Below are 927 nucleotides of genomic sequence, written 5' to 3'. Positions count from 1 at the left end.
CCAGCCGTCGCCGCCGAAGATCCACTGACTGCGTTTTACCAGATAGTCGCGGCGGTCATAAATCCGTCTGCATACCGGGCAGCTGTCCTTTACCCCTTCCAGTGCGGCTGTAACCTTGTCGGCCCGTTCCCGTGTGCCTTCTGTGTCATCGCGGTGATCATACCAGTCCTGCAGGACCGCTTTCACATCAGCCGGTGTCTGGTCGTTGGCCAGTACTTCCGCTACGTCCATGGCTACCTTTTCCCGTACCTGGCGGACGCCGAGGTACATGCCCAGGCCGTATTCGGCATTATCTTCAAAGAGGCTGTTGCCCCATGCCGGGCCGTGGCCGTCGGCATTGGTCGTGTACGGTGTGGACGGTACACTGTCGGCCCATACGCAGGAGCAGCCTGTCGCATTGGCAATCATCATGCGGTCGCCGAAGAGCTGGGTGACCAGTTTGGCATAGGGTGTTTCCCCGCAGCCGGCGCAGGCACCGGAGAATTCCAGCAGCGGCTGTTCGAACTGGCTGCCTTTGACGGTAAACTTGTTCATCGGGTTGGCTTTCCGGCTGACACTCATGGCATAATCCCACAGGGGAGCTTTCTGTTCCTGTGTGCTGAACGGTTTCATGACCAGGGCCTTTTCTTTTGCCGGGCATACCTGGGCACAGCTGCCGCAGCCGAGGCAGTCCATGACGGATACCTGCATGGTGAAGTGCAGTCCCTGGGCGCCTGTTGCCGGACGGGAGACAAAACCTTCCGGTGCGGCTGCCAGTTCTTCATCCGTTGTCAGAATCGGACGGATAGCGGCATGAGGACATACCATGGCGCACTGGTTGCACTGCAGGCAGTTTTCTACCTGCCATTCCGGTACGTTGATGGCTACGCCGCGTTTTTCATAGGCGGCTGTTCCCTGCGGGAAGGCACCGTCTTCCAGACCGAGGAA

General features: G+C 59.2%; 1 protein-coding gene. It reads right to left on the bottom strand.

The genetic code is table 11. From position 1 onward, the window contains the following. A partial coding sequence (locus B4H10_RS02910) for a 4Fe-4S dicluster domain-containing protein (protein ID WP_292018135.1) occupies nt 1-927 on the bottom strand: 927 nt, incomplete at both ends.

Source organism: Megasphaera sp. UBA4382 (assembly GCF_002391155.1).
Taxonomy (GTDB): Bacteria; Bacillota; Negativicutes; order Veillonellales; family Megasphaeraceae; genus Megasphaera; species Megasphaera hexanoica.
This window is presented reverse-complemented; position numbering and strand designations above follow the sequence as displayed.